Here is a 13,017-nt window from a genome sequence, read left to right as displayed (position 1 = left end):
AGTAATCTGGAATTAAATATATTTATATGAGGTGAAATACATGAAATTGGTTGTTCTTGTTGATAATAATACCATAATTGATCATTATTTTTTAGGAGAACCAGCCTCGTCCTATTATTTGGAAGAAGGGGATATAAAATTATTATTTGATGTCGGGTATACGGATATTTTTATTAAAAACGCTCAAAAAATGAATATAAATTTAGATAATGTCAACACTATCGTATTGTCTCATGGACATAATGATCATGTTGGCGGGTTAGCAGATTTAATTCGATATTATGCGGCTGCTTTTGTAGAGCGAGGGAAATATAATAAACCGCGATTGATTGCACATCCGTTGGCCTTTTGTGATAAATATGAGGGGAAAAACGAGATAGGATCGGTAATTAAAAAACATACGCTGCAAAAACATTTTAATGTTACTTTAAGTAAAGATGAAATATGGTTGACAGATAAGCTTGTTTTTTTGGGAGAGATTAAGCGAAGAAATAATTTTGAAAATAAGCAGCCTATAGGAAAAGTTATGAATCAAAATAGCTGGGTAGATGATTTTATGTTAGATGATTCTGCGTTAGTATATAAATCTTGTTATGGATTAGTTATTATAACAGGATGTTCACATGCGGGTATTTGCAACATTATAGAACAAGCAAAAATAATTTGTAAGGAGACAAGAATAGTCAATGTCATAGGTGGATTTCATTTACTTAATCCGGAGGAACACATTCTTGAGGCTACTTGCCACTATATGAAACAAAATAATATACAAAATATCTCTCCTTGTCACTGTACTGATTTAAATTCTAAAATAGCGTTATCTAAAGATATTCCTATTCGTGAAGTGGGAGTAGGTACCTTGTTTGAATATAATTAATGTAAACTGCACAAATCGGTAACGTGTATTACTTCAGTATTTATCTGCTAGGATTACAGATGGATTCCAACAACTGCTGGATTAAGAATCGGAATTGATTCTAGGGGACTCGGTAAAAAAATATAAAAATATTCAAGGAGAAATTCAAAGGCCAATATTTAGTATGCGTTAATTTTATTGTATGTATATGTCTACTGTGAAAAGCATAATGAGCCTTCAAATGGCTATCGTATCAAAAAGTAGTTTTTGTACAGTAGACATTAAATAGTATACTCCGGTATTTAAGAAAATATATCTTAAAATGATAAAACGAGCCAATGATGTATTAGTTGACTCGTTTTATCGTTTATTATTTTGAATAATATATTACATATAAGCTTTTTGATATATTTTAATACAATCATTTATCGTTAATTCCAAACGGTCACTTTGAAATAAAAATCCCATAGAAGTTTTGGCATTTTCTGCCATAGCAGGAAATTCAGCGGGAGAAATTCCATAATCGGACATTTTTAAATTGGCAACACCACAATCTTGTTTCAGTTTCGTTAAGGCTGTAAGAAAATCAGATGGGTGAGATGTTTCCTGCATACCCATGATCTGCGCTAACCGGATAAAACGGTCATCACATGCATGGTGTTCAATAAACCAGGAAAAATAAGAGGTACTTAGCATAATTAATCCTGCACCATGAGGCAGCTCTTGATGATAGGCACTGAGAGCATGTTCTAAAGAATGTTGACTTGATGTGGAACAAACGCACATTTCTATGCCGCCTAAATAATTACCGAAGGCTATTTTTTCCCGCGCATCGATATTAGCACCATTGCGTATGGCCTCCGGTAAATTATGACTAATGTATTCAATGGCAGTTAAGGCGATCATGTCGCTCATAAGGCTGGCTTTTTTAGAGATGTATCCTTCAATATTATGGAATAAAGCGTCAAAACCTTGCAAGGCCGTGAAATGAGGAGGAACAGAAACCATAAGTTCAGGATCAATAATGGCTAATACGGGAAATAATAGTTCATCCTTAATGGGTGTTTTTTCTTTTGTTTCCGGATTTGTGATAACACCACCCATGTCTGTTTCTGAACCAGTGCCAGCAGTTGTTGTAATCGCTACGATGGGCAGTGGTTTATTACTGATAGGTTTGTTTTTCCCTGTACCGTTTGTGATATAGTCCCAAAGATCGCCCTCGTTTGTAGCTACGACAGCGATTCCTTTAGCGGCATCTATGCAGCTGCCGCCGCCAAGTGCTACGAGAAAATCACAGTCAGCATCTCGGGCAGCTTTGCCGCCGGCCATGACGGTTGATTTCAATGGATTAGCTTCTACTTTGTCAAATAAAATTGTTTCTATGCCGGACATATGAAGCTGTTCCTCTGTCCTGGATAAATATCCGTTGACCTTGACCGATTTTCCGTTTGATGTAATAAGCATCGCTTTTTTACCGGGCAATGGTTGCTCGTGCAGATGATTTAATTGTCCGGGTCCAAATAACGTCTTTGTTGGTACAAACATTTTAAAATTCATATTATATACGCCTCCTTTGTTGCAGCATATGTTGTTTTTTTATTATACCGTAATACTATCAAAAAATCTTGGAAAAATCAGACATAACTTAACCTGCTTTTGATTTTTTAGAAAAAAGAATTTACTATAGGGGAAATTATAATAAGGCTAATCAAACTGCATGCTTATACTTTCCTGGTTATTCATAGAATAACCACCTTTTTCAACATCATCAAAATCTAATATTTCGTCTTCTGTTTTCAGCGGACTTAATTTTTTTATTATTCCATACGAGTTTTTTAGAGAGAGGTGATCCCCTTTTCCTGATAAAACCCATAATGTTTTGTATTTTTCAGGAGGGATGAGAAGCTCGTTTTCCCCCAGTCCATCTGTAAAATATACGAGCAAATCAATTTTTTTTGTATTCGCATATTCGAACACAGGAGAGAATTTTGTTCCGCCTCTGACATTGATACGTTCTTTTAGGTCATGAATTGTTTTGACAACGTAGGTTCGTCTGATTTCATCATCACATTCAACGATGGTAATTTCATGATTATAATTTTGTACAATACGTAATACTTCCTGCATGGCTTGCTTAAATTCACCATCACTGATACTGCCGCTAATATCAATGGCAATTATTATTTTAGCTTTATGATTTTTCAAATGACCAGGAAGGTCTAACCGTTCTGGTTGTCTCCTATTTCTTCGTGTTGTTGTTTTTTTTCGGTCACAGGTGATAGATCCCATCATTTTTTTTAAATATAAATTCCACGGCAATTCATATAAACTTTTTTTCAATGACGCAATCATACTTTCCAGATATTTTGGAATCATCCCTTTTTGCGAAGCGTCAATATATTTCTCTGTAAATTTTTTTAATGTTTGATTATCTAACTCATCAGAGTCATTCCAAATATCATGCGTTGTTTTTGGATCATATTTTGTTTTGATTTTTTCATTTGTTTTGCTGTCGGTATCGGGTATATTTTTTGTTTTTGTTAATGAATCCAGTGCGGTTTGGATATTGTCTGCATAATATTCAAAAGATTCAAACGGCAAAAGAAAAAGTGAATACGTCATGTTTATCCACTGCAAGGTTACAGCATCGGGAGGTAAATGTGTTAAGTATGTGTTTACGACAATGTCCATGGACATATTTAATGCTAACTTGCTATAATTATTTCTTAAATCTCTTGCCCGGAGAAGATGTAACGATACAATATGCAATATTTCATGTTTAATGGTAGTTTCCATTTGATCGGGTGTTAAGGTTAAGAAAATCAACGGATTAAAGTATATGACATATTTTGCATTTTTAAAGTTTACGGCGGTGGGACTGCTGATATCAAAACGAATTTTTCTTGTCATTTGAAATAAAAAATATCCGTAAAAATTATCCTTGTCTTCCATAAGTTTTACGTTGACTTTATCTATAAAATTAAAAAATTCTTTTTTATAATCTACCGGCACTATGATGGAAGCAGACGTATGATCTGACTGTTTTTTTTGGTAATCATCAATGAATGAATAGGTTCTTTGGTATAACAGGGAGGCTTCACTGATAAAATAATTTTCCATAAAAATCACCTGATTGAATGATAGGTTTCAAAATATGCAGCTATAAAGGCTTCATTTTCTTTTGCATGTTTATATACTTCAGGAGCATTGTTTCGAATATCCTTCATGATGCCGATCATTAAATCTACAGGATACATTTTCAAAAATTTCATTAAGCGGTTAATATACTCCTCGGGGTGACCGTTTTCTTTATCTATATCGGTATTTAATTGCTTTACTATATTTTTTGCTGCTAAATATAATCGAGTGTGGCTTTCTGCTGCTATTTTAGCAGGGAGGTCAGCGGAAATCGAATCTGTTGAGAAGACATCTGCATAGGAAATAAGCGGATGATAATCAGCTTCTGCAAAATTTACAAATTCTTCGGCAATGACTTTACCCACATTGCCTCGGATAACATTAAAAAATACAGCTCTGGGGATAGTATTTTTGTTTTGCTTATAAATTGAATACACTCTTGAAATCCGCTCATAACTTCTAGGTGTTGCATTAATATCATCTTCGTTGTTTTGATATAAATATTGAGGAAATGTGGAAATAAATTCCATAACCTTTTGTTCTATCCCTGTTTCTTCGGCCCAATCCAACCATTGTATATAATCGGGTTCCATATACAACCATACAAAGCGGTTTTCTTGTGCAGCATCCATGTCGACCGCTTGATAATCATACGTATTGGAGGGATTCATGGCGGCAACAATTTTCACATCTTTCTGTAATACATACCCATTGATTTCTCTATTGAGAATAAGATTCATCAGTTCTTGCTGTACCGCGTGTTCGCAACGATTTATTTCATCAATAAATAAAAGAACGGCGTTTCCTTTCTCTATTTCTGCATCTATTTCCAGCAGTTTGTGATGCACGGCATATACGGTTGTTTTTTTCTTAGCGGCTAAACCGTTTTCATTGGGTTTTGTATATGTATCGATGGTTGGCAGTCCGCCAATTTCTCCTTCTTTAAGGAGATTTCCATCAATACTAATAAGATGCCAGTTGTTTTTTTGCGCTATTTTTGCGGCTAATGCAGTTTTTCCAATGCCGGTTTCTCCAACGAGCAACGGAACTTCGCCAGCAGCTAATATTAAATCCACGCTTTTTAATGTATCTGTAAAATTCATTGTTATGTCCACCTATCTAAACTTTAATTTTTCATCAACGGTAATTTTTTTTGCTTTTTTACTTCCATACCGATATACAAGCATTATTTTGTCTATGGGTATGAGTGCATTATGTGTATCCAGAGCATTACAATTTATAAAATCCCGAATATATTTTTCTTCAACATCCTCCTTAGACAAAGTTTCTTTTAATACTTGTTCGATGTCTTCCTTTGACAAGATTATTTCTTTGGGAATATACTTAATAACCAAAATATTTATTTTTAAGAACTCTAATATTTTATTTTTATCTAAATTTTGGATAAAGCGGAGAGCTTGTTCATTATTTTTGATTGCGATGCATTCGGCTTCATGAGAAGGTGATTGTATATATCTTAATGCTTCGTAATCAATGCTTACAGCTGCTTTTTGTGCCTTTTTACATGGATTTTTAATGTATTTAATCGCATCGTAATTTTTTTGTACTGCCAGTAATTGTAATTCTTCACTGGGGCTTGTAACATATTTAATAGCCCAGCCTGATTGAGAAAGTGCAAGTTTGATTAATTCTTCCGATGGATTTTTGATATATTCTAAGTTATTCCAGCCGTTATGAATTGCTTTTACTAATAGATCTTTCGATGGGTTTTGGATAAATTGAATAGCACGAGCGGTATTGTTTATAGCTGTTTCCTGTATTTTTTTTGTGGGGTCAGCAATGTATTGCAATACAAGACCATTTTGTTCAACCGCTAATAATTTCATTTCATCTGTAGGATTTTCTATGTGCTTCAAAACATACGGATTATTTTTTATCATTTTTATATAGTTAGATTCGTCCATATAGTGCATTTCCTTTCATACTTTGTATATATAAATATTTATTTTATTATACCATAGAAATAAAATAGGTAGTATAAAATAAGCAACAGCGGACAGGGTATGACAGACAGTTATTTTTTTTATATTGTGATTTTTCCTGATTGATGATATGATATAAAAAATTTTAATATTAAGGAGGAAATCGCAATGGGACTGTTTACCGAAATTATTGATTATTTTGTTAGTCATATTGTGCATGGTGGGTTTCATGTTCATATAGCTTCTTTGATTTTTTGTGTTGTTATTGGTATCTTTCTGTTACAAACAGCATCAAAAATCATTTTTAGGATTATAGCAAGGAATAATGATGAATTATATAATTTGTTGCGTGAAATATGTGCGGGTACGCCAACGCTGTTAGGCATTTTAGGTGGTATCTATGTAGCGCAAGAATCGTTAGCGATACCACCGCGTCCGGCTGCTTTTTTAGAACATGTATTTCATGCGATTTTAATCATGACGATTGCTTTGGTCGTAGCACACATGGCTTCGGGATATTTGAAATACAAATTGGGGAAATCTTCGGAACAATTGGCTTCTACGTCTATTTTGGTGACAACCATTGACATAACAGTCTATGCAATTGGCGGTCTGGTCTTATTAGAATCTCTGGGAGTGTCTATTTCTCCGTTGCTGACGGCATTGGGAATCGGTGGATTAGCTACGGCACTTGCATTGCAGGATACGCTGGCAAACCTTTTTTCCGGTATTAATACATTATTATCTAAACAAGTTAAAATAGGCGATTTTGTTAAGTTGTCATCAGGAGAGTCTGGTCATATCATTGATATGAACTGGCGCAACACAACAATAAAAACTACTACAGAAAATATGATTGTTGTACCAAATCAAAAAATAGCATCTTCTGTTATTATTAATTATGCACAGCCTTTTGCGGCTTGTTCTATTTTGATACCTATAGGTGTCGGATACGGCAGCGATTTAGATCATGTAGAAACTGTTACGCTGGAGGTTGCTAAAAAGGTATTGTCAGATAATGAAGGCGGAGCAGCAGAATTTGAACCACTCGTTCGATATCATGATTTTGGTGATTACAGCATTAACTTTGATGTAGTTCTTCGAGTTAAAACAATTATGGATCAGAATTATATTCGGCATCAATTCATTAAAGCTATATATGAGCGATATGGGAAAGAAAAGATCATGATACCTGTAAAAAATGCCGTCTGATGATAGACAGCATAAAAATTTATATATTTTTTTTATCATTCCGGACGAATGGAGATTTGCAGGCTGTTCCTTTATTTGATGGTCCGCGGGCTAACGAAGCAAATATTCCTATAAAACAGGTAAAAGAAAGAATAACAAAGGACCAATGAACTCCCTGTGTAATAGCTTGTTCATAATTACTTAAATACGTCGTTGTATGGACAAAAATTAAACTTACTGCAGCCATACTAATTGCTTGTCCTAATATCCGCATCAGAGCTAAGACGGAAGAAGCAATACTATGCTGTTTTTCCGGTGCAGCCGTTAAAATGGCACTCGTATTAGGAGTCACAAAAAGTGCAGCACCTATACCTAAAAAAATTAAAAGCAATATTGTCAAAGCAATTGAGATATTCGGTAAAAAAGCGAATAAAAATAAGCAGAAAGCGGTAAGCGCCATTCCCATAGAGGCAATATATCTAGGCTCATGTCGATCCGCTAAGGAGCCAGCTTTTGTTGAACAGATAGCCATTGTAATCGGATGAATCAGTAAAATAAAACCCGTACTGGCTGCATTGAGATGTAATACCAGCTGCAGTTGGAAAGATAGTAAAAATGAGATTGCATAGGTAGCACTATAGTGTGCTAGTGAAGCTAGATTTGACATGGAAAAAGCAAGGTTATGAAATAGGGATAGCGGAACAATAGGGTAGGAAATTTGTTTTTCATGCCAGAGAAATACGATGATTAAGATAAGGCCTGTAAAAAACATATATTTTCCTATGGACATACTGGTAAATGCGGATATCCCGTATATGGTACAAATAATAGCAGTCATACTGAGCAAGCTTCCTGTCCAATCAAACCGTGTTTCCTGTTCGCCGAACCATTCTTCCTGTATGGCGGCCATGCAAATATAGGCGAAAAGTAACGCAAAAAATGAGAAAAAGAAGACAGCACGCCACGATACATATTGTGTCAAGATACCGCCTATGAAAGGACCGGCCGATAAGCCGAGATAGGTAGAAGCAGAACTGATTCCTATAACCTTTCCTTGTTCTGCTGGATGACTTTCCAGTAAAAGTGGCAGATAGGAAGCAAAGACCAGGGATAATGCAACACCCTGAAAGGCACGAAAACCAATCAGCAGAAAAATTGTTGGAGAACATGCGGCACCCAATGTAAATATGGCAAAAGCAACAACTCCAATCATAAAACTGTGACGACGCCCTAATGTGTCAGATAATTTACCGCAGGGTAAAAGAGTAGCGGCGGTGCTGAGTAGGAATACCGTTATGATCCAGCTGAGCTGAGTAGCGGGCATAGCAAATTCGGAAGCCATTGTTGGAATAGCAACATTGATAGAACTAGCCATAAACGGACCGACGAAACAAGTTATACAAGTTGCTGTAAGAATGCGCCGGGAAGTATTCATACTATAGCCTCATTTTTTGTGTAAATTGGGAAAACCGCTATTACGGTGGTACCAATATGGAGAGTACTTTCCAATTGCAATTTTGCACGATTGCTCTTAGCAATGTATTTAGCAATGGAAAGTCCCAATCCGGAACCGCCAGTTTCTTTTGTTCTGGATGAATCCACGCGATAAAACCGCTCAAATACACGATGCAAATCCTTTTTTGGAATACCGATTCCCGTGTCTCGCACTTTAAAATATACTTTGTTTTCTTTGATTTCACAGGATAAATATATAAATCCCTCAGCGGGAGTATATTTAATCGCATTATCGATAAATATGCGCAGCATTTGTTTTACGCTGCCTGGTTCGGCATAAATTAATGCGGATTCGTTTTTTTCAAGAATAATTGCAGGGTGAGCGGATATAAGAGAGGCTGCGTTATATACGTCTTGTAATAGATTGGCCGAGTTTGTTATTGCAAAGTGTTCAGATAACGTGCCGCTGTTAGAACGGGCGAAAAATAACAAGCGTTCGATGAGTTGGCGCATGTAATCTGTTTCGGATTTAATTGCTTCGATACCTTCTGCTAGTGTGTCAGGGTCGTTTTTCCCCCAGCGGTCCAGTAAATCTACATATCCGGAAATAACTGTAATAGGTGTACGCAGTTCGTGAGAAGCATTGCTGATGAATTGTTGCTGCTGCTTATATCCATATTCAATACGGTCCAATGTTTTATTAATGGTCAGGGCTAAATCATAAATTTCATTTTTTTCGTTAGATAACGTGATACGTTTACCTAATTTATTTACTTCAATATTTTTTACTGTGTCCCTGATTGTATTTAGCGGGGCTAAGGATTTTTTCATGACATAAATGCCGGAAAGAATTGTTAAAACTAAACTGATAAGGATAGAAGCTAACAGTTGTTTTGATAAAAGTGTGAGAAATGCGTTTTCTCTTGCGGCTCGCCGGGAAAAGCACAGATAATATCGCTGTCCGAGAGGATCATCCCATTGGCGGTAATATGAAAACCGGGTGGATTCATTTCCCTGTATCGTATCAGGCAGCGATTTGGCATCGTTATGTTTAATGTATTCGTCAAGATAGCGGTCACTTAATTGTTTGACTGCATACGTGGGACTGTTGTCGAGAATCAGTTTTCCTGACGCGTCATATACTTGCAAATTAGTAAACGGCGGCAATTTGGAATAGATGAAAATGGAGGTATCCATTTTTTTGTGAGTATCCAAGTAAGCCAGTGTTGTTTTTGAACTAGATAACAAATCTTTGCCGATAGAATCTGTTATAATATAATGAACACTGGCTACTGTGATAATTGAGACAATCAATAAAATAAAAAAAACAATGACTGAATATAGTAATACCATACGGGCAAAAATCGGTAATGGGGATAGGGAAAATATACGATGTAGTTTTTCGTTAATCTTTGGCCACATATCCGACGCCTCGGATCGTAAATATATATTTTCTACCTACTGTTTCATCAATTTTACTGCGGATATATCGAACATAGACATCGACAACATTTGTGTCACCGATATAGTCATATCCCCAGACTTCTTCTAAGATGCGGTCACGCGTCAGTACGATGTTTTTGTTGCGGACTAAATAGGCCAATAGTTCAAATTCTTTTTTAGTCAGTGTAAAAACATTATCGTCTACTTGGACTTCATGCCGGTCTAAATATAAAATCATATTTTGTAGTTGGAGAAAATTTTCACTTAGTCGTTCGGAACTTCGTTTTCGCAATAGAACCCGGATGCGGGCAAATAATTCTCTGCTATTAAAAGGTTTGGTTAAATAATCGTTGGCACCTAAATCCAATCCGGCTACTTTGGTTTCGATATCGTCTTTTGCAGATAGAATTAGAATGGGGACGGCGGACATTTCACGAATTCGTTGACAAATACTGAGACCGTCTATGTCGGGCAGCATGATGTCTAAAAGAATTAAATCAAAGTGGTCTTGACCTATGCGATCTAAAGCACTGATTCCGTTATGTTCGATAATACAGTCGTAACCTTCATGCTCTAATTCGAGCTGCAAAAAACGACCAATTCGTTTTTCGTCTTCTACAATTAATACGCGATTCTTAATATTCATTAATAAAGCCTCCTGCAATATAGATATAGAATTAATCAATTATATACACTATTATACATGAAGTATGCGTTTTTTGATACTCCAATTTGCTTATTAGTAATTATAGATTGGTTAAAAATGAAAATAAATTTTAATCAAATTTTAATTTTTAAACAATTTACTTTTTGAGTATTTCTGTTACAATAGACACGTAGAAAGAATAATCTACGACATGTTTCAAGATATAAGTTGTTCAATACCCCTCGAACACCCCTATCTTATATCTTGAAACATTGAGATACTGTCTTCCCCCGATAGTATCTTACATGGAAAGGATCAGCTCCCCTCGCTGGTCCTTTTTTCTATAGGAAAATTAAAAAAAGATGGTATTGACAGCATGGTTTCTTGTGTTCTATACTATTAATTAGTTGAAATATAAACTAATTAATAGAAAGGAGAAAACATATGAGGTTAGATAATACTATACTTCGTAATATTGGAGCATTGTCTCGCAGTATTCACTCCATTAATGATATTTATTTTAAAAAATATAATTTACAGCGAAGCCAATTTATTTTTCTCACCAGGATATGTGAAAATCCGGGTATTAACCAGATTTCACTTTCTAATATGCTGAAAGTGGACAAGGCGACGACTACTAAAGCAGTACAGAAGTTGATGGCAGAAGGGTATATAACAAAAGAACGCAATGCTTTTGATAGGCGTGAATGGAATTTGTATCCTTCAGAAAAGGCAAGACAAATATATATATGTATTATCGCTGAAGAAAATCGGGATATTGCTATTTGCTTTTCTGGATTTAATGATGTGGAGCGTCAAACTGTTTGTACATTACTGGAGCGAATGGCAAATAATATAGGACAAGAATGGAAAAAATATAAAAGTTATAAAATATGATCAGAAAGGGGATGGCATCATGGAATTGCGGTTGGCACAAGCAAACGATGTAAATAAAATACATGAAATTATTATCCAAGGGCGTAATTTTTTAAAAAAATGTGGTGTAAATCAATGGCAAAATGGATATCCTAATAAAGAGGATATTATAAAGGACATTGAAAAACAGACAGGATATATACTATATGATGCTGGAAAGATTGCAGCCTATGCTTGTATTGATTTTGACGGGGAACCGGCCTATGATAATTTAAAGGGAACATGGCTGGATCAAAATGAGTATGCTGTTATTCATCGTATGGTAGTGGATGATAGTTATAAAGGGCAAGGCCTGGCCAAACAATTTTTTGAACAAATTGAGACATTTGTGTATGCCAGAGGTATTTTATCAATTCGCGTGGATACGGATAATGATAATAATATTATGAAACATTTAATAGAAAAATCAGGATATGTATACTGTGGTACTATTTGGTTCGATAATAGCGTAAAAATTGCATACCAGAAGCAACTAGTGCTGGATAAAAGACAATGTTAATGACTGTCTTTTAAGGCCAAAACAGTATGTATCAGAGTTCATTGACTTTTTTATTATTTCGTGCCATAATGAAAATCATCAAGGGGAAGGTAACTTTTCCTACGAAATATTTTTTGGAGGTGAAATAGAATGCATGTAATTAGTGATGAATGCGTAAAATGCGGTTCTTGCGAATCCACTTGCCCAGCAGGTGCTATCGTTGAAGGCGAAGCAAAATACGAAGTAACCGATGCTTGCATCGATTGTGGTGCTTGTGAATCAGTATGTCCTACCGGTGCTATTTCTGCAAAATAATAGCATAAATACGTAACTGTGCAAAAGAGAGACATGTCTATGTCTCTCTTTTTCTTTGCGAAGAATGTTGATTTGGACATATTGAATTTTAAGGATAACTGTGCTAGGATATATGCGTTATGATAGATTAATATATAAACATGTGAGTGCTAAAGATTTTTTAGGAGGATATTCTGTGCCTGTTTTTTTAATAGCTTTATTTATTGTAGCTTTAGATCAAATGAGCAAATTTGTAATTCGTCAATTTATGGTTATGTATGAGTCGATTCCGGTCATACCGGGATTTTTTCATATTACCTATATATTAAATAAAGGAGCCGCTTTTGGTATTTTGGAAAATCAACGTTGGTTTTTCTTAGCCATAGCTGTGGCACTGTTTTATATATATTTTTTGTTTAGAAAAAAGATCCCACAGGATCTGCTGGTTCACTGGGGTGTTGGTTTATTGTTAGGAGGGGCATTAGGAAATGCTTTAGATAGATTTTTTCAAGGTGCGGTTACCGACTTTTTTGATTTTCGAATCTGGCCTGTATTTAATATTGCAGATATGGGAATTGTTATTGGCGTTGGTTTGCTGCTATGGTACAGTTGGAATCATGGCTAGGATTAGGAGTGT

Annotated in this window: 13 protein-coding genes; 6 read left to right on the top strand and 7 right to left on the bottom strand. The window is 35.4% G+C overall.

The features are described 5' to 3' along the window. Positions 1–40 precede the first annotated feature (40 nt). Positions 41–877 carry an MBL fold metallo-hydrolase gene (locus tag NXG62_RS07520; protein ID WP_427111848.1) on the top strand — a complete coding sequence of 279 codons (837 nt, stop codon included), beginning with the start codon at positions 41–43 and terminating at the stop codon, positions 875–877. A gap of 366 nt (positions 878–1,243) precedes the next feature. Here the strand turns inward: NXG62_RS07520 and NXG62_RS07515 are convergent, their stop codons facing one another. The 4 genes from NXG62_RS07515 to NXG62_RS07500 form a co-directional block, all read right to left on the bottom strand. Continuing rightward, positions 1,244–2,413, bottom strand: a complete 1,170-nt coding sequence (locus tag NXG62_RS07515) for an iron-containing alcohol dehydrogenase (protein WP_427111847.1) — start codon at positions 2,411–2,413, stop codon at positions 1,244–1,246. 147 nt (positions 2,414–2,560) lie between these two features. Next, positions 2,561–3,976 carry a vWA domain-containing protein gene (locus NXG62_RS07510; protein ID WP_427111846.1) on the bottom strand — a complete coding sequence of 472 codons (1,416 nt, stop codon included), beginning with the start codon at positions 3,974–3,976 and terminating at the stop codon, positions 2,561–2,563. Between the two features lie 5 nt (positions 3,977–3,981). Then, positions 3,982–5,097: an ATP-binding protein gene (locus tag NXG62_RS07505; protein WP_427111845.1), complete on the bottom strand. Its 1,116-nt coding sequence runs from the start codon at positions 5,095–5,097 to the stop codon at positions 3,982–3,984. Positions 5,098–5,109: 12 nt separating this feature from the next. Then, entirely contained in the window at positions 5,110–5,919 is an 810-nt protein-coding gene (locus NXG62_RS07500) for a hypothetical protein (RefSeq protein ID WP_427111844.1), read from the bottom strand. A 186-nt stretch (positions 5,920–6,105) separates the two neighbouring features. Here NXG62_RS07500 and NXG62_RS07495 point away from each other — a divergent pair, with 186 nt between their 5' ends. After that, positions 6,106–7,149, top strand: coding sequence for a mechanosensitive ion channel domain-containing protein (locus tag NXG62_RS07495; RefSeq protein WP_322351583.1), 1,044 nt, complete (start codon positions 6,106–6,108; stop codon positions 7,147–7,149). Positions 7,150–7,168: 19 nt separating this feature from the next. Here the strand turns inward: NXG62_RS07495 and NXG62_RS07490 are convergent, their stop codons facing one another. Genes NXG62_RS07490 through NXG62_RS07480 form a run of 3 tightly spaced genes read right to left on the bottom strand, consistent with a single transcriptional unit; the run spans position 7,169 to position 10,672 of the window. Next, a complete protein-coding gene (locus NXG62_RS07490; RefSeq protein WP_427111843.1) occupies positions 7,169–8,563 on the bottom strand; it encodes an MFS transporter in 1,395 nt (464 codons plus the stop codon). Further along, entirely contained in the window at positions 8,560–10,005 is a 1,446-nt protein-coding gene (locus tag NXG62_RS07485) for a sensor histidine kinase (RefSeq protein ID WP_427111842.1), read from the bottom strand. The genes NXG62_RS07490 and NXG62_RS07485 overlap by 4 nt, the downstream gene beginning before the upstream one ends. Beyond that, entirely contained in the window at positions 9,989–10,672 is a 684-nt protein-coding gene (locus tag NXG62_RS07480) for a response regulator transcription factor (RefSeq protein ID WP_427111841.1), read from the bottom strand. Before NXG62_RS07480 ends, NXG62_RS07485 begins: the two co-directional genes overlap by 17 nt. A gap of 444 nt (positions 10,673–11,116) precedes the next feature. Here NXG62_RS07480 and NXG62_RS07475 point away from each other — a divergent pair, with 444 nt between their 5' ends. The 4 genes from NXG62_RS07475 to lspA all read left to right on the top strand — a co-directional run bounded on the left by NXG62_RS07475 (position 11,117) and on the right by lspA (position 13,005). Then, on the top strand, positions 11,117–11,569 hold the full coding sequence (locus NXG62_RS07475) for a MarR family winged helix-turn-helix transcriptional regulator (protein ID WP_427111840.1): 453 nt from the start codon (positions 11,117–11,119) through the stop codon (positions 11,567–11,569). Positions 11,570–11,588: 19 nt separating this feature from the next. Further along, complete coding sequence (locus NXG62_RS07470) at positions 11,589–12,107, top strand: GNAT family N-acetyltransferase (protein WP_427111839.1); 519 nt, start codon at positions 11,589–11,591, stop codon at positions 12,105–12,107. A 129-nt stretch (positions 12,108–12,236) separates the two neighbouring features. After that, entirely contained in the window at positions 12,237–12,401 is a 165-nt protein-coding gene (locus NXG62_RS07465; RefSeq protein ID WP_427111838.1) for a DUF362 domain-containing protein, read from the top strand. A 175-nt stretch (positions 12,402–12,576) separates the two neighbouring features. Further along, the gene (gene lspA / locus NXG62_RS07460) at positions 12,577–13,005 is read left to right on the top strand and encodes a signal peptidase II (RefSeq protein ID WP_427111837.1); all 429 of its coding nucleotides are present in this window, start codon (positions 12,577–12,579) and stop codon (positions 13,003–13,005) included. Positions 13,006–13,017: the final 12 nt, after the last annotated feature.

Origin of the sequence: Megasphaera sueciensis, assembly GCF_050219315.1 — a bacterium.
GTDB lineage: Bacteria > Bacillota > Negativicutes > Veillonellales > Megasphaeraceae > Megasphaera_A > Megasphaera_A sueciensis.
This window is presented reverse-complemented; position numbering and strand designations above follow the sequence as displayed.